This is a genomic window from Anoxybacillus sp. EFIL (genome assembly GCF_013096955.1).
GTDB classification, from domain to species: domain Bacteria; phylum Bacillota; class Bacilli; order Bacillales; family Anoxybacillaceae; genus Anoxybacillus; species Anoxybacillus ayderensis.
The window spans coordinates 1-25,170 of the sequence record NZ_SDLH01000001.1 but is presented as its reverse complement, the minus strand read 5'-3'; the positions used below and the strand labels follow the sequence as shown (position 1 = coordinate 25,170).

The window sequence follows — 25,170 nt, the reverse complement described above, 5'->3', positions numbered from 1 at the left end:
TTGCAAAAGAAATGATTCCGTCTATTGTTTTTTTATAAAACTATGTTCTAAATCATCAACAAACAAAGTAAAAAAGGATTTTTCGTCTATTTGTAGAAAAGAAATACATGAAAGGGGAGTGGGGAAGTGAGAAACATATATATTTTTGTATGTGTCTGTCTGTTTTTATTTGCCCAACCAGCTTGGGCACAAGGAGAAACGAGCATTACATTAAGCGCCGCTGGCGATGTGACGCTTGGTCGCGATGAAAACTATGGCTATACATATTCGTTTGATCATGAAGCGAAAAAAAATGGCCTTGCTTTTTTTACAAAATATATTGAACCGATTTTTAAGCAAGATGATTTTACAACCGTCAATTTGGAAACAACGTTAACAAACGCAACGCAAAAAGCGGAGAAAAAGTTTCGTTTTCGAGGCGATCCGTCGTATGTCAACGTTTTAACGCGCGCGAGCATTGAAGGGGTCAATCTTGCGAATAATCATACGTTAGACTATGGACAAAAAGGATATATAGATACGATTGCTACGTTAAAACGAGCGAATGTCGGATATTTTGGGAACGGAGTACAGCTTGTGAAGACCGTTAAAGGAGTAAAAATTGGTGCGCTCGGCTATAAAGGATGGAGCGATACGAAGGCGGTACGAAAGCAAATTGCAAACGACATAAATTCCCTACGAAAACAAGGAGTCCAAATCATTCTCGTTCATTTCCATTGGGGTGACGAGCGAAGCTATATGCCAAATAACCCGCAAAAAGCGTTAGGGAGATTTGCGATCGATAGCGGAGCAGATCTTGTCGTTGGTCATCATCCGCACGTCATTCAAGGAATAGAGCAATATAAAGGGAAAATGATCGTTTATAGCTTAGGTAATTTTATGTTTGGAGGCAATAAAAATCCGAGCGATAAAGATACGTTCGTTTATCAACAAACATTTTATTTTGTTAACGGCCAAAAACAGCCGAAAACAACGATTCGCATCATTCCATTTTGCATCTCATCTGTCACGACGCGAAACAACTATCAACCGATTCCACTTCAAGGAAAAGAAGCAAGTCGCGTAAAAGAAAAAATCGTCAATTTATCAGCAAAAATTAATAAACCAACATGGCTCGTATATGAAAAATAAAGTATAATGGAAAGAAAAGGAGTTGATTTTATGTACATCGGGGACATTGTATTTCAACTCGTGATGCTCGGTACGTTGCTTGGGGTTTTTGCTGTATTCGTTTTTGGTGCTGTATGGTTGACAAGGTCTATAAAGGGAAAAAGAGGGTAAAATTTATTTTAGATGATTAAAACCGAGCGATATGCTCGGTTTTATAATGCCTTTCCGCAAGATGGACAAAAGCGAAAATCTGTTTGTACGTTTGTTCCGCAGTATGGACAAAACTTCCCTTCTTCATGATGGGCGAAGCGAGCATTTAGCGGATCTTTTTCTTCATTTTCTTCAACGATATCGACGATGGACATCCGTTCTTTCCCTGTGGCGTTTTTATAATGATATACCGCCTGAAAAATACCGATGCCAATAACGATCAGTCCGAAAAAAGGAAAGAGTTGTGTTCCTGCAATTGGAGATTCTTTTGTAATGGAAAAAGTCATAAACGTCCAAAATATGCCGAATAAAATGGTGGCGATACTGCCAATAAATCCTTGTATGGACGGTCCACGGCCAGGTTTTATACTTTTCATGTGTATTCCTCCAATTTGTTTGATACATCCATTATATACAAGAAATAGAGGAAGTTCATGTTGTTTTTAAATAAAAGGAGTAGAATGTATGCTAGAATGAGTGTGGATGCCATAAAATATATGGTAAGCATCATGGAACAGGAGGAGGGTTTTATGATATGTCATTATCATCATTAAGGCGTGAAGCGAGGAAAGCATTGAAAGGAAAATGGGGGAGTGCGGTGCTTCTCATACTTGTTTATGCCCTTGTAACGATGGTTGTTCCTTTCAGTGTTGAGGTTGTGTTTAGTGGAGGATGGGAAGCGTGGCTTTATCAAGAAACTGTACCGACATCAGCCTCGATTGTAAGCATGTTCGTTTCGTTTGCACTTATCCCGCTTAGTGTCGTCTTGTATTGGTTGTTTTTAGATGCGTATCGCAATGAGCCTATTCGTATCGCTCCGCTATTTACTGTTTATCAAAACGGAAAATTAACTTTAAAGCTGATTGGTACTTCGCTTTTATTCGGGCTTTTCGTCTTTTTATGGAGTTTATTGCTCATCATCCCGGGAATTATTAAATCGTTATCTTACTCACAAACGTTCTTTCTCTTAAAAGATCATCCAGAGTACAGTGCACTTCAAGCGATTAGCGAAAGTAAAAAACGAATGAAAGGGTATAAAGGAAAGCTATTTTTACTATATTTGAGCTTTATCGGTTGGGGACTTCTCTCGATCCTCACGTTTGGTATCGGATTTTTATGGCTCGTCCCATACATCTACACATCGCTTGCTGCGTTTTACGATCAATTTATTCGTACGCAAGAAGCACCGGCTGAATAAAACGAACAAGGGCCCCCTTGTTCGTTTTATTTTTTTGAAATAAAACTAGTAAAATATCAAATTGTTTTGTAAAATCATTAAAGAAAGAATATTGTTTCTTTTTGTCGAACAGATAAAAGTGCAGAGTCTTTTTGATTTAACGATATAGCCACGTTTGTAAAATAAACAATAATAGTGACATACTATAATTGAAATGTGTTATAATAAATACGGAGAAGTTTTTGATCGAATTGATGGGATTTAGGGGGTCCAATGATGAAAACAGATGTCATTTTAATTGGTGCGGGGATTATGAGTGCGACTTTAGGGACGTTGTTAAAAGAATTGGCACCAGAGTGGGATATTGCGGTATTTGAAAGGTTAGACCAACCAGCAGATGAAAGTTCGAACGAATGGAACAATGCCGGAACCGGTCATGCCGCACTTTGTGAACTAAACTACACAGTAGAAAAAGCGGACGGATCAATTGACATAAGCAAAGCGATTAAAATTAACGAACAATTTCAAGAGTCGCTACAATTTTGGTCTTATCTTGTTCAAAATAAGCGCATTCGCGACCCGAAGGACTTTATTATGCCTATTCCACATATGAGTTTCGTACAAGGGGAAGAAAACGTCGCGTTTTTGAGAAAGCGCTTTGAACAGATGGCTAATCATCCGTTATTTAAAGGGATGGAGTTTTCTGACGATCCGCAAAAATTAGAAGAGTGGATTCCGCTGATGATGGAAGACCGCATCGTCACAGAACCGATTGCTGCCACGCGCATAGAGTCAGGAACCGATGTGAACTTTGGCGCTTTAACGCGCATGTTATTTGAACATTTAGAACATAAGCATGTCAATTTATATTATAAACATCACGTTGAAGATATGAAACGGACAAGCGACAATTTATGGGAAGTGAAGGTACGCAATCTCACAACCGGCGAAGTCGAAGTCCATACAGCGAAGTTCGTCTTTATCGGTGCAGGTGGTGGAAGCTTACATTTACTACAAAAATCCGACATCCCTGAAGGAAAAGGAATCGGTGGATTCCCGGTAAGCGGGCTATTTATGGTGTGCAACAATCCAGATATCATTGCCCAACATCATGCGAAAGTGTACGGAAAAGCGAAAGTTGGTGCACCGCCGATGTCTGTCCCGCATTTAGATACGAGATTCATAGGCAATGAGAAAATGTTATTATTTGGACCGTTCGCTGGGTTTTCACCAAAGTTTTTAAAGAACGGTTCGATATTCGACTTAATTACGTCTGTCAAACCGCACAACGTGCTGACAATGCTTGCGGCAGGGGCGAAAAACATGGCACTTACAAAATATTTAATCGAACAAGTCATGTTATCAAAAGAACAACGCATGGAAGAATTGCGCGAATTTATCCCGAATGCGAAAAGCGAAGATTGGGATGTTATTATCGCTGGTCAGCGCGTGCAAGTCATTAAAGATACAGAAGCAGGTGGCAAAGGAACACTTCAATTCGGTACGGAAGTTGTTGCTGCACATGACGGCTCCGTTGCCGCTTTACTCGGTGCATCGCCAGGCGCTTCAACGGCTGTTCATGTCATGCTTGAAGTCATTGAAAAATGCTTCCCAAATGAGATGAAACAATGGGAACCAAAAATTAAAGAAATGATTCCTTCATACGGCGTGTCGCTGATGAAAAACGAAACACTTTTACGCGACGTACAAACGCTCGCTGCTCAAACGCTTGGCCTAAAAGAAAACATGCCGCTCCAAATTGCATAAATACGAAAGGCAGAAGTCGGTGGACTTCTGTCTTTTTTCGTAGCGATCATGCATTTGTTGTAACGAGAAAAAAGGGGTTCTGTTTTTAGGTTTATCATCAAAATATGTACTTCTTTTTTAACAATATAAAAAAAGAGTAATGTGGAAGTAAAGTAGAGTTTTTCGTTTCCTGACCATGGTCGTTTTTACTTATCAAGTACAACTTATGGTGGAAATCCAAAAAATGTTGAAATAACAAAAAGATTGTAATAATATATTTTTATATAAAAATACATAATTTTCAGTTTATTCAATAGGAGGTGACTGCTTGTTGAAACGATCAGTGTTACAAATAGAAAGTTTGCGAGTTTCTTTCAGGATTCAAGATGAGTATTATGCAGCGGTGGATGATGTTTCGCTAACTGTTCACGAAAACGAGGTGCTTGCCATTGTCGGAGAGTCCGGATGTGGAAAAAGCGCGCTCGCTCTTTCGATTATCGGATTACATCCGCCGGAACGGACGAAATTAGAAGGGGCTGTAGTATTTAAAGGAAAAAATCTTTTAACACAATCGGTACAAGCATTAAATCAAATTCGCGGAAAAGATATCGGCATGATTTTTCAAGATCCGCTGACGGCGTTAAATCCGCTTATGACTGTTGGCAAACAAATTGAAGAAAGCATGGACTATCACACCACACTATCTACCGCTGAGAAACGAAATCGGACGCTAGAGTTGCTTGAGCACGTTGGCATTCCAAATCCGTCACAAACGTATGACCGTTATCCTCATGAATTATCAGGAGGAATGCGACAACGTATAGTCATTGCGATTGCGATTACTTGTAATCCAGCGCTACTCATTGCCGATGAACCGACGACGGCGTTAGATGTCACGATTCAAGCACAAATTATTCGCCTATTAAAAAACTTACAGCAACAACTCAACACAGGCATTCTTTTAATTACTCATGACTTAGGGGTAGTTGCCGAAATGGCAGATCGGGTCGCCGTCATGTATGCAGGCGAAATTGTCGAGCTTGCGGATGTACATACGCTATTTACCCGCCCGTTGCACCCGTATACCCGTTCGTTACTGCAGTCCATCCCTTCCTTGCAAACTCCAAAAGAAACGCTTCATGTGATTCAGGGGATTGTTCCACCATTGACGAAACTTCCGAGAACTGGCTGCAGATTTCGATCCAGAATTAGTTGGATTCATGAATCAAAACATGAGCCACATCCTATATTGCGCGAAGTCGAACCAAACCATTGGGTTCGTTGCACGTGTTACCAACATTTTTACTTTCCCGATGGGGGGGAAAAGGCATGACATTTCTCCGAGTCAATCAACTAAAAGTGCATTATCCGGTGCGCGGTGGGTTTTTTCGTAAGGTCATCGGGCATGTAAAAGCGGTCGATGGGATTAGCTTTGAATTGAAAAAAGGGGAAACGTACGGACTAGTCGGGGAGTCGGGATGCGGGAAAACGACAACGGGGCGAACAATTATTGGCCTAGTGAAAGCGACAGCAGGAGAAATTTTGTTTGATGGGAAAGATTTGACGAAACTAAGTCGCCGTGAATTTGTCCAATATCGAAAAGACATACAAATGATTTTCCAAGACCCGTACTCTTCGATTAACCCAAGAAAACGAGTATTAGATATTGTTGCGGAGCCGTTGCGTAATTTTGAAAAACTATCTCCGCAAGAAGAAAAACGAAAAGTACAAGGTCTCATTGAAAAAGTAGGGCTGCATTCGGACTCCGTCTATAAATATCCTCATGAATTTTCCGGCGGACAACGGCAGCGTATTGGCATTGCCCGTGCCCTCACGCTCAATCCAAAGCTAATCATTGCTGACGAACCGGTATCGGCGCTTGACGTGTCTGTTCAAGCGCAAGTATTGAATTTCATGAAAGATATTCAAAAAGAGTTTCAGCTGACGTATTTGTTCATCAGCCATGATTTAGGAATTATTCGCCATATGTGTGATCGCATTGGTATTATGTACCGCGGGCAATTTGTTGAAGAAGGGACGAAGGACGAAATATTTCACGATCCGAAACATATTTATACAAAAAGGTTATTGGCGTCTATTCCTAACGCCGACCCGTTAAGACGGCAAGAGCAGCAAAAACTACGACAACAAATCGAAAAAGACTATGAACAATTGTATTCTCGTTATTTTGATGCGGAAGGAAGAGTATATCCACTGAAACGCATTTCCGAAACTCATTCGGTTGCGATCCCGTAAGAGAGGAAGGAGAGAGGATGGTCAAATTTATATTGCGACGTATCATGATGATGATTCCACAACTATTTGTTTTAAGTGTGCTTATTTTTCTGCTTGCCAAAGCGATGCCTGGTGACGCTTTAACAGGCCAGCTAGCAAACAATCCAAAAATGGATGCGCAAACGTTAGCAGAGATGAGAGAAAAACTAGGGCTAAACGACCCTCTGTATGTTCAATATACGCGTTGGATAAAAAATTTACTCCATGGAGATTTAGGATTATCATATGTTCATCAACAGCCTGTGACAGACTTGTTAGCAGGGAGAATGTGGAATACGATTTTGCTTTCGTTGTGTATTTTAGTGCTAACATACGCCATTGCCGTCCCCCTAGGAGTAATTTCCGGTCGTTGGCAAGATTCGTGGGCGGATAAGTTGATTGTCGGATATAGCTATGTTAGCTTTGCCACCCCGTTATTTATTTTTGCGCTCATCATGCTTTTTTTGTTTGGGTTTAAGCTCGGATGGTTTCCAACGGGCGGTAGCGTTGATATTCAGCTAGAGGAAGGGACATTTGATTATTACATAAGTAAGCTTAATCATCTTTTATTGCCGTCTTTATCTGGTGCGTTAATTAGTACGGTCGGAATCATTCAATATTTGCGTAGTGAAATTATTGACACAAAAGTAAAAGATTTTGTCCGCACGGCACGGGCAAAAGGAGTGCCAGAAGCGAAAATTTATTCGCGTCATATTTTGCGTAACTCATTTTTACCGATTGCCGCTTTTTTAGGCTATGAAATTACCGGATTAATTGGCGGATCTGTTTTTTTAGAATCTATTTTTAGTTATCCAGGTATCGGTCAGCTTTTTCTTCAGTCGATTATGCAGCGGGATTATAGCGTCGTGACAGCACTTGTGATGATTTCAGGACTTGCAACATTAATCGGGACATTGTTATCGGACATCATTTTAAGTGTTGTTGATCCGCGGATAAGAATCGATTAGAGGAGGGGGAAAAATGAAAAAGACAGAATATTCACCCTTTTCTGTTCTGTGGCGGGAAGTAGTGAAAGATAAACTAGCGCTTAGCTCTCTTTTGCTTCTTTCACTCATTCTATTCATTGTATACGGGGCTTCCATTGTACTAGATCAAGAAGAAATCGTCAAAGTCGATCTTTTGTCCATCTACTCCCCGCCGTCTGCCGAGCATTGGCTAGGAACAGACTATGGTGGAAGGGATATTTTAGGACAACTCATTATTGGGGCGAGAAATTCTTTTACGATCGGTTTAGCCATTACGTTGCTGACAGGATTAATCGGATTAACAATCGGATTAATTGCAGGTTATTTTGGTGGAGTAATTGATAACATCATTATGCGTATTATTGATTTTATCCTTATTTTGCCTTTTTTAATGCTAGTTATTGTTTTCGTGGCAATCGTTCCGAAATATAACGTGTTTACGTTTATTTTGATTATGAGTGCCTTTCTATGGACAGGAAAAGCGCGGCTCATTCGGGCAAAGGTGTTGGCGGAACGAGAGTTGGACTATGTGAGCGCCTCAAAAACGCTCGGCACGCCCGATTGGAAAATTATCGTTCGGGAAATATTACCGAACTTAAGCTCGATCATTATCGTGAATTTAACATTGAATCTTGCAGGCAATATCGGAATTGAGTCAGGACTAAGCTATTTAGGATTTGGTCTCCCAGAAAGCACGCCAAGCTTAGGGACATTAGTCAGCTATGCGACAAATCCGGATGTATTGCAAAACAAATGGTGGGTTTGGTTACCAGCATCAGTACTTATTTTAGTAATGATGTTGTGTATAAATTTTATCGGCCAAGCGTTAAAACGTGCGGCTGATGCAAGACAACGATTAGGATAAAAGGGGGAGATGGAATTGAAAAAAAGGTATTGGAAGTTTTTTAGCGTGCTCGCTGGACTGGCACTCGTATTGTCCGCATGCACCGACTCGACAAGTAGCGATCCAAAAAAACCGACAGAGCAAACTGCACCAAAAGAAGACATCGGCAATTTTCCGATGACGGTCAAAAACGATGGGGAAATTGTCGACGGCGTACTTACTTATGGGTTAGTGTCAGATACACCATTTGAGGGAACGCTCAACTATGCATTTTACACAGGACATCCGGATGCGGAAATTTTGCAGTTTTTTGATGAAGCGCTATTTCGTACAAACGGAGACTATGAGATTACGAATGATGGGGCAGCCACGTACGAGCTTTCCGCAGACAAAAAAACGATGACAATTAAAATTAAAGACAACGTGAAGTGGCATGACGGGGAGCCAGTAAAGGCAGAAGATTTAGAGTATGCGTATTTAGTCATCGGACATAAAGATTATACAGGGGTGCGTTATGGCGATGCGCTTATACAAGGTATTGTCGGCATGGAGGAGTACCATAGCGGAAAAGCGTCAACGATTTCTGGCATTAAAGTAGTCGATGAAAAAACGCTTACGATTACGTGGAAACAGGCGAATCCATCCGTGTTAACCGGAATTTGGGCATATCCGCTGCCGAAACATTACTTGAAAGATATTCCAATTGACCAATTGGCTCAATCAGACAAAATTCGTAAAAATCCGATCGGTTTCGGACCGTTCAAAGTGAAGAAAATTGTCCCAGGAGAATCGGTGGAAATGGTGCGCAACGATGACTATTATGGCGGGAAGCCGAACTTAAAAGGGGTCATTGTAAAAGTCGTCAGCCCGAAAGTCGTTCTTCAGTCGTTGAAAAAAGGCGAAATTGACATTGCAGAATTTCCAACCGATCAGTATGTAGGTGCGAAAGGAACGAAAAATATTCAATTCGTTGGCAAAATCGACTTAGCTTACAACTATATCGGCTTCAAGCTCGGGCGTTGGGATGCGAAAAAGCAAGAAAACGTCATGGATAATCCAAAATTCCAAGACAAACGATTGCGCCAAGCGATGGCATATGCGATTGATAACAAGTCAGTCGGCGAGAAACTTTATCATGGGTTGCGCTTCCCTGCGACAACGCTCATTCCACCATCGTTCCCTGGCTACCATGATAAAGAGGCAAAAGGCTATTCGTATGACCCAGAGAAAGCGAAAAAGCTGTTAGATGAGGCAGGGTATAAAGATAAAGATGGCGATGGGCTTCGCGAAGATCCAAACGGAAAGAAATTTACGATTCATTTCCTTGCGATGAGCGGCTCCGATGTGGCCGAACCGTTAGCGAAATTTTATATGCAATGTTGGAAAGATGTCGGATTGGATGTACAATTAGTCGACGGACGCTTAGCGGAGTTTAACTCGTTCTATGATATGGTTGAAAAAGACGACCCGAAAGTCGATGTGTTTGCTGCTGCTTGGGGAACAGGAACAGATGTTGACCCATACGGACTGTATGGACGAAACGTCATGTTCAACTACTCGCGTTGGGTGAACGAGAAAAATGATGAGCTACTCGAAAAAGGGCATTCGGAACAAGCGTTTGATAAAGAATACCGGAAAAAGATTTACAACGAATGGCAAGCATTAATGAACGAGGAAGTCCCGGTAATTCCGACACTATACCGTTCAGCGCTTTATGCAGTAAACAATCGGGTGAAAAACTTCACGGTCGACCCAAGCTCGCAGTTGACGTGGAAAGATGTCGGTGTGACAGCAGAAAAACCAGAAGTAGAATAATAAATGAAGGGGCGGTTCGAGAAAAGAACCGCTCTGTTCATTTATCTAGCGTGTGACACTAGGTTATCAATTTTATTAAAATCATCAAATAACGATAAAGATTTTCATAAAATTGTTTATCAGTCCATGCCATTTATGCGACATGTCAAACGCCTTTGCGAATACTTTCTCATCATTTCGCAATATGATTAAGAACATATTGTCAAATCAAAAATAAAGGTGGTGTGTGTTGACATGTCGTGTTTTTGTTGTATAATTGTGCATAGAATAAACGCTGTCGTTCATATGGATGGCAGGTCAAGAAGGGAGCGGCATCGTGTCGCTCCTTTTGCTTTTTATGTGAGGAGGGATGTTTTTGTATTCACGAATCGCCTTATTTATCGATGGCGGGTATCTTGACAACGTATTGAAATGGCATGGAAAAGCAAAAATTGATTACGGTAAGCTTGCTACAGCTATGGCTAACGACCACTTGCTTCTGAGAACGTACTACTATCACTGTCTCCCTTATCAATCTCCAAATCCATCTTCAGAGGAAAAAGAGTATTTTTCCAATGCTCAAAGTTTTTTCAAAAGATTGAGTAGGCTAGAAAGCTTCACTGTTCGAGAAGGAAAACTTGCATTCCGCGGTATTGATGATCGCGGTTTCCCTGTGTTCGAGCAAAAGCGTGTTGATGTTATGCTAGCGACAGACTTAGTTATGCATAGTACGAAAAAACTGATTACGCATGCAGCCCTTTTAACAGGGGATAGCGACTTTTTACCAGCGTTGCAAATTGCACAATCAGAAGGAGTGCATATTACTCTGTATTATTCTGATGAAAGCGACGACATTCGCCCGCACGATGAACTGTTGGATATTGTAGATGATCGGAGGTTGATCAACAAGGACTTCATCCATAGTATTAAAAGAGGATCATGAGTAAGCCATTGCATACTGTCTGAATCAATGGGATAAGTTAGTGGCCTTTTTAGAGGATGGGCGACTGCAGATCGATAATAATCGCAGTGGGCGATCTATCAAACTTGTCGTGATAGGAAGGAAAAATTGGCTTTTCGCAAATACACCACAAGATGCTAGGGCGAGTGCCATCATTTACAGCGTGGTAGAGACAGCGATAGCGAATCGACTACATCCGTATTACTATCTTCGCTATCTTTTTGAGCAGCTTCCCAATATGGATGTATCAGACAGTCGTGCATTGGATCAAGTACTTCCTTGGTCTAAAACACTTCCTGCTTCATGTATTGCTTTTCATCAACTAACTCAATAATACCTTAAGCCTCGGCCTTTAAAAAGGTGGGGGCTATTTGACGTTTACGTTTTTTCTCGTATTTACGCACGTTTCCGACTAATTTCGACAGTTTTTGTCATCTTTATTTTGATACAATAAAACTATGTCGAAACGAATGGTAGTTATGACTAATAAAGGAGTTCGGATGTTACATGTCAAAAGGAATGATTGATAATAAACAGCGTGGTTTAGTGGGGGATGTGCTCAAAAAGCATATGCAAAAAGGGAGCAAACTTTCTGTTGCGGCAGCTCATTTTACGCTATATGCTTTTGTAGAGTTAAAAAGGGAGCTTTCACAAATTGAAGAATTTCGCTTTATTTTTACAGAACCGGCATTTGTAAAAGGAGACTATTTAGCGAAAGAGAAAATCGCAAAAAATGAAGCGTTATTGTATGGGGTGGAAGAAGAGCAAAAATATAAAGCCGAGCTGAACCAAGCATACATAGCAAAAGAATTTGCGAAATGGTTGAAGCAAAAAGCGAAAATAAAATCGGTTACTACGCGCAAAATTGAAGGCGGGCTATACCATGTCCAAAATAAAGATGGAAAGCAAATTGGATTGGTCGGTGGCGCTCCTTTTTCAAGCCCAGGACTAGGTTACAGCAACTCGTCCAACATGTATATTAACACGATTACAGATGATGAAAAAGAGAATATCGAATTATTACGTCAATTTGATGACATTTGGAAAAATGAGTATGCATTGCAAGATGTAAAGGAACAAATTTTGCGCCAATTAGAGGTACTGTATCGAGAGCATACGCCTGAATTTATTTATTTTGTTACACTTTACAATCTTTTTAAAGACTTTCTGCAAGAAACACGTGATTACAGCACGTTGCAAACGAAAACAGGGTTTGAAAATACGATTGTTTGGAACAAGCTCTACGATTTTCAACGCGACGGCGTGATCGGGGCAATCAATAAAATTGAAACGTACGGAGGGTGTATTATTGCCGATAGCGTCGGATTAGGAAAAACATTTGAAGCATTGGCGGTCATTAAATATTATGAATTACGGAATCATCGCGTTCTTGTGCTTGCGCCAAAAAAACTGCGGGAGAACTGGGAAATTTATCGCGCGAATGACAAACGAAATATTTTGCTAGAAGACCGCTTCTCTTATGATTTACTGAATCATACCGATTTATCGCGTAAAAGTGGATATAGCGGAAATATCAATTTAGAATACGTTAACTGGGGAAATTACGATTTAGTCGTCATTGACGAGTCGCACAATTTTCGTAACAATGACCCGCGGAAAAGCCATATTACCCGCTACTCACGTCTAATGAACGACATTATTAAATCGGGCGTGAAAACAAAAGTGCTCATGCTTTCCGCTACCCCTGTCAACAACAAACTTGACGATTTAAAAAACCAAATTGCTTTCATTACGGAAGGGAATGATAAAGCACTAGCAGAAAAAGCGAATATTAAAAGCATCAATCAAACGATTCGCCGTGCGCAGTCACAGTTCAAAAAATGGAGTAGCTTACCTGAAGAAGAACGGACGACAGAACGGTTATTAGATATGTTAAGCTGGGACTATTTTACGTTGCTTGATTCTTTAACGATTGCTCGCTCGCGCCGCCATATTGAAAAATATTATAATGTAAACGCGATCGGGAAATTCCCGCAACGCTTAAAACCGATCAATATAAAAGAAACGATTGATGCAAAACATGAATTTCCACCGCTTTCTGTCATCAATAATGACATTTTGCGTTTGCGGTTTGCGCTTTATTCGCCGATGAAATACATTTTGCCGCACAAGCAAGCGTTTTATCACGAAAAATACGACACAAAAGTCGCGAATGGACGTGTATTGAAACAAACAGACCGTGAAAACAATCTCGTCTATTTAATGAAAACAAACTTATTGAAGCGTTTAGAAAGTAGCGTCCACTCTTTCTCGCTAACATTACAAAGCATTATCGAACAAATCGATGCCTATTTGTCTAAAATTGAGAACGAGGCTACTAACATTGGCGATTTCGATAATATTGACATGGAAGATGATGAGATGGAAGAAGCATTTGTCGGGGCAAAAGTGAAAATTGCCCTGCGTGATATCGATCGTATCCGTTGGAAGCAAGATTTACTATATGATCGTACCATTCTACAAAAGTTATTGGATTATGCTAGCCAAGTTACACCGGAACGCGATCAAAAAATGTTGACGCTTAAAAAGATGATTCAACAGAAAATCGCACACCCAATCAATGGACAAAACAAAAAGATACTCATTTTTACGGCGTTTGCCGATACAGCAAAATACTTATATGAACATTTGCACCGCTGGATTCGGCAAGAGTTCCATCTTCACTGTGCAGTAGTGACAGGGAAAGATCGGCCGAAAACGACGTTTCCGATGCAAAAGACGGACTTTAATAACGTTTTAATGCATTTTTCTCCTATGTCGAAAGAGCGAGGGAAACTGATTCCTGATACGATCGGTGAAATTGACATTTTAATTGCCACAGATTGTATTTCGGAAGGGCAAAACTTGCAAGATTGCGATTATTTAATTAACTACGATATTCACTGGAATCCGGTGCGCATTATTCAACGGTTTGGCCGGATTGACCGAATTGGAAGTAAAAACGAGCAAATTCAGCTTGTGAACTTTTGGCCGCCAATGGAACTTGACGAGTACATCAACCTTGTTGGCAGAGTGAAAGACCGCATGGCAATTCTCGATATTTCATCGACCGGAGAAGAAGATGTCCTTTCTAGCAACAGCAATGAAATGAAAGACCTTGAGTATCGGAGAAAACAATTGGAAAAACTACAAAGCGAAGTGATCGATTTAGAAGATATTTCGGGAAACATTTCGTTAACTGACTTTACGATGGATGATTTTCGCATGGACTTATTGAATTTTATGAAACAAAACAAAGAAATGATCGAAACAGCACCTTTCGGACTGTTTAGTATTACAACCAATAAAAATGAAAAACTAAGAGAAGACATTCAACCAGGAGTTATTTTTTGTTTAAAGCAAATCAATCATTTTGCGACTACACATGAACAAAATGCACTTCATCCATACTACTTAGTGTATGTGAAAGAAGATGGAGAAGTATTATACAACCACGTCCATGTGAAAAAGATTTTGGACTTATATCGATCGTTATGTCACGGAAAAAGTGAAGTAGAAAGCGAATTATATGCGGCGTTTTACGAGGAAACGAAAAACGGAAAAGAGATGGGCGGGTATAAACTACTGCTTGAGCAAGCGGTGGAAGAGGTTGTCGGAAAAATCGATCAGCATGCAACGTTGAACATTTTCAGCTTAGGAAATTTAGATCAACTAATGACAACAGTTAATACAAATTTACAAGATTTTGAAATCGTTTCTTATCTTATTATCAAAGGGTGAGAATGATGGCTGGAGTTGCGTTTTATCAAGCGATTGGTTTGGATCCTCACGTTCGTCCGCTCCGCAAAAAATTAGATAAAAAGATGTTTTATGATTTTGCGGATTTAAACAAAAAAGAAAAAGACTATATCACGAAATATGTGGAGCGGATCGAATTAACGTATGTATTAACGCCAAGCAATATGAATATCCAGCCGTTCATCAATGACGAGTACTATTATGAAGGGGTTATGTTTATTACCATTCGGTTAAGAGAAGAAACAAAAGATTTTCACGTTTCAACGATTGGTGAGATCATTCAAGAAGCGCTTCCGAATCCGGTTGTCATCGTGTTTGAAAAGCACGGGAACATCCGAATGGGTACGTGTATAAAGCGGCGAAACAAAGTGGAACGGTCACAAACGGTTTTAGAACAACAAGCTTACACCCCTTGGTTTCAGCTCGATGAAACAAACGAAACCGTTCGACAGTTTATCGCGTCCGTACATATGAAAAACGTATCATTTGCGCATTTCTTTCAGTTTTATCAAGATATTCATCGTGCCGTCCAAGCGTTTCAACATATAAACGCTGTCGGTACGTTTTATATCGCAACAAATGAACAATCACAACAATTGATCGAGCAAATCAAGCAACTAGAAACAGAAATCGCTGCGTGGAAAGCGAAGCTAAAAAAAGAAACGCAATTCAATCGCAAAGTGGAAATGAACATGAAAATTCACGAATTAACAATGCAAATCGAACAATTAAAACAACGATTAAAATGAAGGGGGAAAACCGATGGAAAAGTTAGACGGAAAATCGTTGGATTTAGTGCAAACAAACATCGAAGCATTAAAGAAGCTATTCCCAGAAGTCGTGACGGAAGGAAAAATCGATTTTGAGAAACTAAAGCTTGTGCTTGGTGAAGAAATTGAAAAAAGAAACGAGCGATACGAATTTACATGGCACGGCAAGACACAAGCCATGAAACTTGCGCAAACGCCGTCCACCGGAACGCTCAGACCAGACAAACAATCAAGCAAAAACTGGGACACGACGGAAAACCTTTATATTGAAGGGGACAACCTCGAAGTATTGAAGCTATTGCAAAAATCATACTTTGGCAAAATTAAAATGGTCTACATCGACCCGCCATACAACACCGGAAAAGACTTTGTTTATAAAGACGACTTCCGCGATAACATTAAAAACTACAAAGAAATGACGCAGCAAACAACAAAAGCCAATACGGAAACAAACGGACGGTACCATACCGATTGGTTGAATATGATGTACCCGCGGTTAAAACTGGCGAGGAATTTGTTAAGGGAGGATGGGGTTATTTTTATTAGTATTGATGATAACGAGGTTCACAATTTGAGAAAACTTTGTGATGAAGTGTTTGGAGAGGAAAATTTCGTTTCTCAAATTACCGTTTTGTGTAATCCAAAGGGGCGCTCACAAGATAAGTATTTTGCAACTAATCATGAGTACATACTCGTATATTCAAAAGCAGTTTTAGAAAAAGGTTTTTTCTCTATTAAAAAGGATGACCATCAGATAATAAGTGACTATCCTTTAGAGGATGAAAGTGGGAGATATCGCCTCATTGAGCTAAGAAACACACATAGGGAGTTTGGAAGGCATAATCGTAAAAATCTCTTCTATCCTTTCTATGTGAATCCATCAACAAAAGAAATATCCCTCGAACAAAAGGAAGAATATAGCATAGTAGTTGAGCCAATTTGGGATGATGGATACGAAGGATGCTGGACATGGGATAAATCAAAATCTTTGAGAGAAATATCTTCATTAGTCGCACAAACGACTAGTAAGGGGAAATGGAAAATATATAGAAAAAATTATGCCGACGGTGCAAAAAAAATGTTAAAAACAATTTTTATAGATAAACTATTTTATACAGAAAAAGGACAAAATGCATTTTCGATTTTGTTTTCAACGAAAGAAAAATTATTTCCTTCCCCTAAGTCTGTAGATCTAATATCCCAGTTGCTAATGACTGTGACTCAGCAAGACGATATTATTCTCGACTTCTTCTCCGGCTCCGCGACTACCGCTCATGCGGTGATGCAACTGAATGCTGAAGATGGTGGAAATCGGAAGTTTATTATGGTACAGCTACCAGAGCCAACTGCTGAAAATTCAGAAGCACATAAAGCCGGTTATAAAAACATTTGCGAGATCGGGAAAGAACGCATTCGCCGTGCAGGGGAGAAGATTGTGCAAGAAACAGGGAAGGCAGATTTAGATATCGGGTTTAAAGTGTTTAAATTGGACTCTTCAAACGTAAAGCCATGGGATCCTGATTTTGAGAACTTCGAGAAAGACTTGGTAGAGCAACTAAATAATCTAAAAGAAGATCGGACAAAAGAGGACTTGTTATACGAGATTTTACTAAAAATAGGTCTGCCGCTCACGACGTCGATTGAAGAAATCGACTACAACGGCAAAACGATTTACAACGTCGGGTTCGGGGCGGTGCTACTATGTTTAGAAAATGACATTGATTTAGACATTGTCCATGAAATGATGAAATATAAGTCCGAGCATTTATCGCCGAAAGTCATTTTTAAAGAATCGGGCTTTATGAACGACTCGGTGAAAATAAACGCCATTCAAACATTGAAAAAGAACGGAATCAATGATGTAAGGAGCGTGTAGGAAATGAAGCTAAAGTTTCATGGAGATTTAACCTACCAAAAACAAGCGATTGATTCCGTCGTCCAGATTTTTAAGGGACAAGAGCTGAGCCAGTCAAATTTTACTGTTTCGTATGGGCCAAATGCCGGAATGATTCAAACGGCGCTCGGGATAGGAAATCGTTTAGACCTTACGCCCGATGAAATGTTAAAAAACGTTCAAGACGTTCAATTGAAAAACGGCTTGCCGCGCAGCGAGAAGTTAGACGGTATGAATTTTACGATCGAGATGGAAACAGGAACAGGGAAAACGTACGTTTATTTGCGAACAATTTATGAATTAAATAAACATTACGGTTTTACAAAGTTTGTCATCGTTGTCCCGTCTGTTGCCATCCGCGAAGGAGTTTATAAATCGCTGCAAATCACAAGAGAGCACTTTAATGAACTATATGACAACAAGCCGCTAGAATATTTTATTTACGATTCACAAAAATTGGATCGCGTCCGCAATTTTGCGACCGCTACGACGATTCAAGTGATGATTATTAATATTGATGCTTTTCGTAAAAGCTTTGAAGATCCAGAAAAAGAAGACAAAGCAAACGTCATTCATCGCCCGAACGACCGTTTAAATGGCTATCGACCGATTGATTTTATTCGCCAAACGAACCCGATTGTTATTATTGACGAACCGCAAAGTGTCGATACGACGCCAAAATCAAAAGAGGCGATTGCGTCACTCAGCCCATTATGTACATTGCGTTATTCGGCAACGCATGTCGATAAATACAATATGATTTACCGACTGGATGCGGTCGATGCTTACAACCAAAAACTTGTTAAGCGAATTGAAGTCATGTCCGTTCGCTCTGAACCGTCGTTTAATGTGCCTTATATCAAGCTAGTAGATGTGAAGGAACGAAAAGCAACGATTGAACTGGATGTCGAGACGCGTGGGAAAGTAAAGCGAACGACGAAAACGGTGAAATATGGCGATGACTTATATGACGTTTCTGGAGAACGTGACGTATATCGCGGCTATATTGTTGAGCAAATTGACTGGACGCCGGGGAACGAATCGATCGAAATTAACGGTCATTATTTACGAATCGGTGACGCCATAGGTGATATTGACGATGATACAATTAAACGTTATCAAATTCGTAAAACAATCGAAGAGCATTTAGATAAAGAATTGCGCTTACGCCATCGAGGCATTAAAGTGCTTAGTTTATTTTTCATCGACAAAGTCGCAAACTATCGCGACTACGATAAAGATGGCAATCCGATAAAAGGAAAATATGCCGTGATGTTCGAAGAAGAGTATCAAAAATTAATTCAGAAGCCAAAATATCGCACGCTATTTAACGACATTGACGTCGATATCCCGATTGAAAAAGTGCATAACGGCTATTTTGCGCAAGATAAAAAAGGGAGATTAAAAGATACGAAAGGGAATACGGAAGCGGATACGGATGTATATAACCTTATTATGAAAGACAAAGAACGGTTGTTAAGTTTGGATGAGCCGCTTCGCTTTATTTTTTCGCACTCCGCTCTGCGCGAAGGTTGGGACAACCCAAACGTATTTCAAATTTGTACATTAAAAGATTCATCGGGAACGTACGTATCACGCCGTCAAGAAATTGGTCGCGGGCTGCGCTTAGCAGTCAACCAAAACGGTGAACGAGTGCAAGATGACAGTGTGAACATATTAACAGTGATGGCAAATGAATCGTATGAAGAGTTTGTTGCTTCTTTGCAAAAAGAAATGGAAGAAGAAACAGGCGTGACTTTCGGCAAGATCGAAAAACACGTATTTGCCAAATTAACGTATATCGATCCAAATACAGAAGAACCGATGCAAATGGGCTACGATTTATCGGCTAAATTGTACGAAGAGCTGAAGCGTAATGGCTACATTGATGATAAAGGAAAAGCAAAGCCAGAGCTAAAAGAAGCGATAGATAATCATACATTGAATGTTGGCGAAGATTTTCAACCGTGGAAGCAAGCGATTTTGCACGAAATTAACCATTACTTGCAGCACTTGCCGATTAAAGATGCGACGAAAAAGAAAAGAGTACAATTAAATAAGCAAGTGTTTTTTGGTGAAGAGTTTCGTCAGCTTTGGGATCGAATTAAATATAAGACGGTCTACTCCGTTCAAATCGACAGCGATCAACTCATTCAAAAAAGTATAAAAAGCATTCAACACATGCCGCGTATTGAAAAAATTCGTATTATCAGCAGAAAAGATCAAGTGGCGATCGACCGCGTCGAAGGAGTACACTTGGAAACCGTCAGTGAGCGAGTAGAAGATTATGTTACAGCGCATCATACGTTGCCAGACATTATTACTGAACTGCAAAACCGCACGAATTTAACGCGAAAAACAATTGTTGAAATTTTAACCGGCTGCAACCGTCTTGATGACTTTAAAAACAATCCGCAAAAGTTTATGGAAGAAGTCGCAAAAGTCATTCAGCGCGAAATGAAGTTGCTTTTAAAAGACGGGGTAAAATATTACAAAATCGGCGACGATGCGTATTATGCCGTCGAGCTGTTTGAAAATGAAGAGCTGCTTGCGTATTTAAACAACAATGCGATTCGTAGTGAAAAATCGTTGTTCGATCATATCGTATATGATTCTACAATTGAGGCAGACTTTGCGGAACGATTCGAAAGAGACGAACATGTCAAAGTGTATGTCAAACTGCCAAATTGGTTCAAAATCGACACGCCAATCGGAGCTTACAATCCAGACTGGGCGCTTGTGATCGACAAAGATGGCGAAGAAAAGCTATACTTCGTTCTCGAAACAAAAGGAACCGACTGGGAAGGCGGGCTCCGTCCAGAAGAAGCGGCGAAAATCGACTTCGCCCGCAAACACTTCCAAGCGATTCATACAAACGTCGAATTCATCGGACCAGAGAGAGATGTGAATGAATTTATGCTTCGGGCAATGAGCCGATAGAACCGATTAGACAGGAGTTGATAAAACTTCTGTCTTTTTTTTATTTTGTGATGGGGTTTTATGGTACCTGTTATACCCAGAGATTCGATAGAGTCACAGACTTCTATCTTTTCGAGAATAGTTATGCCACAAATTGTGGACATATTTTTTCGAACGGTTCATATGTTCCTTATTAGGGGAGTCACTCGTGACAGAAAGGGGAATAGAGAGTTATGGCGAATTGGGAAGCCTTTAGGGTGTCAGATGTTGTGAAAAAAATTTCAAACGAAGAGTTTGTGTTACCTGTGATTCAAAGAAGGCTTGTTTGGAATGAAGAAAAAATGGAATTGCTATTCGATACTTTGCTTAAAGGGAATTCTTTCGGAGGGATTATTTGTATTGAAGAAGAAAAAGGATCTGAACCGCTTTTTGCGTTTCGACCTTTTTCTAAAGAAGGACATCCTCTTAGTTCGGTGCAGCGAGAATTTCTAAATAAAGGGCACATGCTTGTAATAGACGGTCAACAAAGGCTGCAAACTTTTTACATAGGTTTGCTTGGTAGTTACGAAGGAAAGCAAATGTACTTTGATTTGTTCAGTGATTTTGCTAATTTAGAATACTCCTTTAAATTTGAAAATGACGAATCTAAATTACCTAAATACGATCAAGAAAAAGAGGGTATTAAAGAACATATGTGGTATAGTGCAAAAGATCTCTTTAGAAGACTGAAAGAAACGCAAGATGAGGATCAAGTAGCAGACGAGATCATACGATTGAAGCATATAGTGAATGAGACGGAAAAGAACTATGTATTTCGAAATGTACGGGTATTTTATAAAAATATTTTTTCAGCTACAAATATCGGGGTGTCAAAAATCACGGTGAATAAATCTTTAAACTTGAACGAGAATCGGCAAAGAGTGGTTGAACTATTTAGAAGGCTCAATGATGGAGGAACGAAACTGTCTTCGTACGATTTAACGGCCTCTATTTTGAAAGGTTTCGATGGGAAAATTGAGTTGTTTTTAGATGTTATTTCAAAAGAAAACGACGACATCGGTTTATCACAAGATACGTTAATTAATTTACTTTTTGTTTTGCGTGATACGCCAATGAAGCAAATGACCGAAATTAATATAGAAGATGCTGAATTTGCGACAAAGCATTTTTCGAGAATACAAAAAACAATCAAGGTGTTAAAGAATTTTTTGAAGGCAGTGGGACTTTATAGTTATTACTTAAAAGAGAAAAACCGATCTTTTATTCCTTTGTATTTCATCGCTTATAATATTTTTTATAGAACACCACTCGAACAACCACTAGATGAAGAAATGTTCGATAATTTCGATACAAATAATAGTAATTTCCAAAAAATACGTGAGTGGTTATATAAGTCCTTATTAAATGGCGTATTTAGTAGAGGATGTGGGTGGATTCCTTATAAAACAGGAATTCGAAAAATATCTAGTATTGTTAAAGAGTATAAGCTGAAAGATTTTCCCACAGATGAGTTATTTAAGGTATACAGAAGCCATCCATTGCGTTTTTACGATATTCGTACTGCTTATTTAAACGAATTCGACAGAGAGATTGTATTTCAAATGATTTATGATGAAATACCGAGTATTCGTGAGAATGATATAGATCATATACATCCTGTAAATATTTTACGATCTCATGGATATGATGAATATGAGATCAATCGCATAGGAAATTATCAGTTGCTGGATAGTGTGACAAATAGATGGGTGAAAAATGGTAAATCTCTAGGTGAATGGATAAAAAGTAATGTGAGTGAAAAAGATACTTATTTGCGAAAACATTTAATACCTGCAGATGAAACTTTGTGGGAAGCATCTAGTTACAGGGATTTTCTAAAAGTTCGAGAAGAACTGATTGTATCTAAAATTAAGGAAAGGCTTTCCTTATAGGAGATGATTTTGCCTAACTTGTCACACTCAAAAAATTATCGAATTTTCACCAAAACAGAGAGCCACGCCTCTCTGTTTCCTCATTCCCAAGGCAGGAATCTCCTCGCTTTTATCGAAAATACACAACAAAACCGAAAGCGAGGTGCATATATGGCCATTGATCATGATCGGTTGTTTAAGGAGCTGATCACGACGTTTTTTGAAGAGTTTCTTCTTCTCTTTTTCCCTCATGTGCATGAGCATATCGACTTTCAGCACGTGTCGTTTTTGTCGGAGGAATTGTTCACCGATGTGACGGTGGGGGAGAAGTATCGCGTGGATTTGTTGGTTGAGACGAAGTTGAAAGGGGAGGATAGCCTTATTATCGTCCATATCGAAAATCAAAGCTACGTACAGCCATCGTTTCCAGAGCGGATGTTTATTTACTTTAGCCGTTTGTTTGAAAAATACCGAAAGCGCATGTTGCCGATTGCGGTATTTAGTTACGATTCTCTCCGACGTGAACCTTCATCGTTTACGCTCCAATTTCCTTTTTTCGATGTGCTTCATTTTCAATTTCTTACTGTTGAGTTACGCAAACAAAACTGGCGTGATTACATTCGCCACGACAACCCAATTGCCGCTGCGTTGTTAAGCAAAATGGGGTATACTGAAAGTGAACGGGTAGAACTAAAGAAGCAGTTTTTACGAATGATTGTGCGCATGGAATTAGACGAAGCAAAGCAGCGATTATTAATCGGCTTTTTTGAAACATATGTGAAGCTGTCGGATGAGGAAGAACAACAATTGCGAAACGAGGTGAATGAAATGGAAACGAAAGAAAAAGAACAAGTGCTGGAGTTAATCATTTCGTACGAGAAAAAAGCGTTAGAAAAAGGCTTAAAAGAAGGGGTGGAACGAGGTCGACAGCAAGGGCTACAACAAGGGCTACAGCAAGGATTACAACAAGGTCTGCAGCAAGAAAAGCGCCAGATCGCGAAAAAGATGTTGGCGAAAGGCTATGATATACAGGCGATCCACGAACTAACGGAGTTGCCTGTAGAAGAGATTGAGAAGCTGAAGTGATATGGTTCTGTTCCTCTTTATTAAACACTTATATAACAAAGGGAGTCATCCGGCTCCCTTTCGTTGTGTGTGCCAGTAAGAAGGAAAAATCCCTCCTCACGTAGCAATAAATGTTCAAAATTTACCCATCAGTTTCTACAATATTCGACAGTATTTTCGGTTTTCTTTCCGTATAATGGGAGTGGGATATTTGATTTTAGGGGGGATCAGAGTGACGACAATTTGCAAAGCGGATTATTATTATGGTGCACTTCTTTCTGTATTAGTGAATGGAGGATTGGCACCAGCATTGTTTGAAAAAGAAAATGAAAGTAGACAAATTTATACGGTTACAACAAATAAAGACAGTTACATCATTTATGCAAAATATCATACTACCCCATCTGGCTCCGAAGATTTTACATGGTCTTTCACATTTAGTGACAACGAAATACAAGAAATTATAAATGTCCATCAAAATCATTCAGATAAAACGCTAATTTTTGCTTTTATTTGTGGTCAGAAGCAAGTAAGTGACAATAACCAAATTATCGCTATTGTTCGCTGGGACGAATTCGTTGCATGTGTGGATGTAAATAAACAGCAATCTCGTGGAACACCTCGGTTATCAGTGAAGGTCATAAAAGGCTCTCCACGTTTTCGTATTTACGGAAGCAAGCGTGCTGATCTACTTGATGGTAAAGACAATACGATTAGAATTGAACGAAACCGATTAAGAGAGTTATAAGCACAATGATTGTCAACGAATCAATGCACGGATGACTATTCATCATAAGGGGTGATTGGTTAGATGAATCAATACTATATAACCGAGTGTATCGCAAACGAAAACGCAAGTAACATTCCACTTCATATTTATACCGTGTCTTTATTAAACCTGAACCAAAAATACTCGTTTGTCCATCACATTGTTTATGAGTTAAGAAAGAGGAATGCTAATGTGACCATTGCTGCTCACGGCCAATATATTGCATCGTTTCAAGAGATCACTCATTGGGGTGATCATGAATATATTAAACATGAGTACCGAGCAATAGAATGTTTCAATGCCGCAGAAAGAACGGTATTGGAAAGGTTATTGAAACAAGAGTTAATAGAACGATGCAAAAACGACTATAAAATTTACAAAGATTTGTTTTGTTTGAAAACCGAACAATCGATTGAAATGAACGAAATTATTGTTTACCCGGCTATTTACTTATCTTTTACAGTTGAAGAGAACGGAAATATATTGATCGGCTTTGAATATCAACATCGTTTTGAATATAAAAAAACATTAGAAGACTTACTTCGTGATCGATCTCCACTGATCAAAGAAGGGGTGGAAGTCGTTGATTCATACAATAAAAAATCGTACTACTATACTTTTGTTGAGGTGGCTCCGTATACAGCTGGAGAAAAAAGCCCGTATTTACAACAAAGTGTGATAGATTATTACATAACAAAAAATGAAACATGGAAATTAAAAGGTGTTCATAATAAGACACCTATTGTGCATGTCAGATCACAAACCGGTGATATTTTTCCATACTTGCCTCATTTATTACGTCTCACTTGTTCGTATGAACAATTGATGCCATCAACCGCGAAGCAAGTAAATCGTATCATTAAGTTGCCACCGAATGAGAAAATGCCGAAACTTTATCAAGAGATATTTCGTTTGTTGCAATATCAGAACATGTTGACTTTCAGAAAAGAAAACGTTCGGGCGGCAAATCTTAATTATGATA

The 25,170-nt window shown here is 39.5% G+C and carries 17 protein-coding genes and 2 pseudogenes; 18 read left to right on the top strand and 1 reads right to left on the bottom strand.

Translation table 11 applies throughout. The features are described 5' to 3' along the window. Positions 1-135: 135 nt before the first annotated feature. Complete coding sequence (locus ES017_RS00095) at positions 136-1,131, top strand: CapA family protein (RefSeq protein WP_412093550.1); 996 nt, start codon at positions 136-138, stop codon at positions 1,129-1,131. Between the two features lie 191 nt (positions 1,132-1,322). On the opposite strand, the gene ES017_RS00090 is transcribed toward ES017_RS00095, so the two are convergent. Next, a complete protein-coding gene (locus ES017_RS00090; RefSeq protein ID WP_021095401.1) occupies positions 1,323-1,697 on the bottom strand; it encodes a zinc ribbon domain-containing protein in 375 nt (124 codons plus the stop codon). Positions 1,698-1,855: 158 nt separating this feature from the next. On the opposite strand from ES017_RS00090, the gene ES017_RS00085 reads away from it, so the two are divergent. From ES017_RS00085 to ES017_RS00005, 17 genes and pseudogenes are all read left to right on the top strand, one after another. After that, positions 1,856-2,518: a DUF975 family protein gene (locus ES017_RS00085; RefSeq protein WP_021095400.1), complete on the top strand. Its 663-nt coding sequence runs from the start codon at positions 1,856-1,858 to the stop codon at positions 2,516-2,518. Positions 2,519-2,773: 255 nt separating this feature from the next. Further along, positions 2,774-4,264: a malate dehydrogenase (quinone) gene (gene mqo, locus ES017_RS00080; protein ID WP_021095399.1), complete on the top strand. Its 1,491-nt coding sequence runs from the start codon at positions 2,774-2,776 to the stop codon at positions 4,262-4,264. 307 nt (positions 4,265-4,571) lie between these two features. Continuing rightward, positions 4,572-5,576: an ABC transporter ATP-binding protein gene (locus ES017_RS00075; protein WP_035063370.1), complete on the top strand. Its 1,005-nt coding sequence runs from the start codon at positions 4,572-4,574 to the stop codon at positions 5,574-5,576. Further along, on the top strand, positions 5,573-6,499 hold the full coding sequence (locus tag ES017_RS00070) for an ABC transporter ATP-binding protein (protein WP_171334590.1): 927 nt from the start codon (positions 5,573-5,575) through the stop codon (positions 6,497-6,499). The genes ES017_RS00075 and ES017_RS00070 overlap by 4 nt, the downstream gene beginning before the upstream one ends. 17 nt (positions 6,500-6,516) lie before the next feature. After that, positions 6,517-7,485 carry an oligopeptide ABC transporter permease gene (gene opp4B, locus ES017_RS00065; protein WP_021095396.1) on the top strand — a complete coding sequence of 323 codons (969 nt, stop codon included), beginning with the start codon at positions 6,517-6,519 and terminating at the stop codon, positions 7,483-7,485. A 13-nt stretch (positions 7,486-7,498) separates the two neighbouring features. Continuing rightward, entirely contained in the window at positions 7,499-8,368 is an 870-nt protein-coding gene (locus tag ES017_RS00060; RefSeq protein WP_021095395.1) for an ABC transporter permease, read from the top strand. Between the two features lie 9 nt (positions 8,369-8,377). After that, positions 8,378-10,162, top strand: a complete 1,785-nt coding sequence (opp4A, locus tag ES017_RS00055) for an oligopeptide ABC transporter substrate-binding protein (RefSeq protein ID WP_035063368.1) — start codon at positions 8,378-8,380, stop codon at positions 10,160-10,162. Between the two features lie 355 nt (positions 10,163-10,517). Further along, on the top strand, positions 10,518-11,084 hold the full coding sequence (locus tag ES017_RS00050; protein ID WP_244463782.1) for an NYN domain-containing protein: 567 nt from the start codon (positions 10,518-10,520) through the stop codon (positions 11,082-11,084). Between the two features lie 4 nt (positions 11,085-11,088). Continuing rightward, positions 11,089-11,436, top strand: a pseudogene (locus ES017_RS00045) (IS66 family transposase); the annotation flags it as partial. A gap of 173 nt (positions 11,437-11,609) precedes the next feature. Beyond that, positions 11,610-14,843, top strand: coding sequence for a helicase-related protein (locus ES017_RS00040; protein WP_021095392.1), 3,234 nt, complete (start codon positions 11,610-11,612; stop codon positions 14,841-14,843). A gap of 2 nt (positions 14,844-14,845) precedes the next feature. Continuing rightward, a complete protein-coding gene (locus ES017_RS00035; protein ID WP_021095391.1) occupies positions 14,846-15,610 on the top strand; it encodes a DUF4391 domain-containing protein in 765 nt (254 codons plus the stop codon). Positions 15,611-15,623: 13 nt separating this feature from the next. Beyond that, positions 15,624-17,507 carry a site-specific DNA-methyltransferase gene (locus ES017_RS00030; RefSeq protein WP_171334589.1) on the top strand — a complete coding sequence of 628 codons (1,884 nt, stop codon included), beginning with the start codon at positions 15,624-15,626 and terminating at the stop codon, positions 17,505-17,507. Between the two features lie 3 nt (positions 17,508-17,510). After that, entirely contained in the window at positions 17,511-20,465 is a 2,955-nt protein-coding gene (locus ES017_RS00025; RefSeq protein ID WP_171334588.1) for a type III restriction-modification system endonuclease, read from the top strand. A gap of 212 nt (positions 20,466-20,677) precedes the next feature. Next, positions 20,678-22,375 (top strand): DUF262 domain-containing protein, encoded by a 1,698-nt coding sequence (locus ES017_RS00020; protein ID WP_021095388.1) that lies wholly within the window; start codon positions 20,678-20,680, stop codon positions 22,373-22,375. Between the two features lie 150 nt (positions 22,376-22,525). Next, positions 22,526-23,440 carry an RpnC/YadD family protein gene (locus ES017_RS00015; protein ID WP_171334587.1) on the top strand — a complete coding sequence of 305 codons (915 nt, stop codon included), beginning with the start codon at positions 22,526-22,528 and terminating at the stop codon, positions 23,438-23,440. A gap of 211 nt (positions 23,441-23,651) precedes the next feature. Then, positions 23,652-24,167 carry a hypothetical protein gene (locus ES017_RS00010; RefSeq protein ID WP_042533924.1) on the top strand — a complete coding sequence of 172 codons (516 nt, stop codon included), beginning with the start codon at positions 23,652-23,654 and terminating at the stop codon, positions 24,165-24,167. 63 nt (positions 24,168-24,230) lie between these two features. Continuing rightward, positions 24,231-25,170, top strand: a pseudogene (locus ES017_RS00005) (Piwi domain-containing protein); the annotation flags it as partial.

Excerpts from the sequence above, each read along its gene's own strand:
- ES017_RS00030 (WP_171334589.1), top strand. The coding sequence starts at position 15,624 with ATGGAAAAGTTAGACGGAAAATCGTTGGATTTAGTGCAAACAAACATC.
- ES017_RS00025 (WP_171334588.1), top strand. The coding sequence starts at position 17,511 with ATGAAGCTAAAGTTTCATGGAGATTTAACCTACCAAAAACAAGCGATT.
- ES017_RS00085 (WP_021095400.1), top strand. The coding sequence starts at position 1,856 with ATGTCATTATCATCATTAAGGCGTGAAGCGAGGAAAGCATTGAAAGGA.
- ES017_RS00090 (WP_021095401.1), bottom strand. The coding sequence starts at position 1,697 with ATGAAAAGTATAAAACCTGGCCGTGGACCGTCCATACAAGGATTTATT.
- ES017_RS00020 (WP_021095388.1), top strand. The coding sequence starts at position 20,678 with ATGGCGAATTGGGAAGCCTTTAGGGTGTCAGATGTTGTGAAAAAAATT.
- opp4B (WP_021095396.1), top strand. The coding sequence starts at position 6,517 with ATGGTCAAATTTATATTGCGACGTATCATGATGATGATTCCACAACTA.
- ES017_RS00040 (WP_021095392.1), top strand. The coding sequence starts at position 11,610 with ATGTCAAAAGGAATGATTGATAATAAACAGCGTGGTTTAGTGGGGGAT.
- ES017_RS00060 (WP_021095395.1), top strand. The coding sequence starts at position 7,499 with ATGAAAAAGACAGAATATTCACCCTTTTCTGTTCTGTGGCGGGAAGTA.
- ES017_RS00035 (WP_021095391.1), top strand. The coding sequence starts at position 14,846 with ATGATGGCTGGAGTTGCGTTTTATCAAGCGATTGGTTTGGATCCTCAC.
- ES017_RS00070 (WP_171334590.1), top strand. The coding sequence starts at position 5,573 with ATGACATTTCTCCGAGTCAATCAACTAAAAGTGCATTATCCGGTGCGC.
- ES017_RS00015 (WP_171334587.1), top strand. The coding sequence starts at position 22,526 with ATGGCCATTGATCATGATCGGTTGTTTAAGGAGCTGATCACGACGTTT.
- opp4A (WP_035063368.1), top strand. The coding sequence starts at position 8,378 with ATGGAATTGAAAAAAAGGTATTGGAAGTTTTTTAGCGTGCTCGCTGGA.
- mqo (WP_021095399.1), top strand. The coding sequence starts at position 2,774 with ATGAAAACAGATGTCATTTTAATTGGTGCGGGGATTATGAGTGCGACT.